At 50.0% G+C, this 246-nt stretch carries 1 protein-coding gene; it reads left to right on the forward strand.

Translation table 11 applies throughout. From position 1 onward, the window contains the following. The coding region (locus tag ACYP03_RS27425) for a glycerophosphodiester phosphodiesterase family protein (protein ID WP_459782863.1) at positions 1-246 on the forward strand (246 nt) is incomplete at both ends.

The raw sequence follows: 246 nt of genomic DNA on the forward strand, positions 1-246 counted from the left end.
GAAGCCAAAGCCATGGCCTATGCCATGAAACCGGACTACATCGAGCAAGATGTGGTGATGACCAAAGATGACCAGCTGGTTGTATTGCATGATCATTATCTTGATCGTGTCACAGATGTGGCGGAGCGTTATCCGGATCGTGCCCGTGCCGACGGCCGTTATTATGCGATCGATTTTACCCTGGCTGAAATTCAAGGCCTGCGCCTGACCGAAGGCTTTAATATAGATAAAGACGGCAACAAGGTG

The organism is Photobacterium sp. R1, from assembly GCF_054600795.1.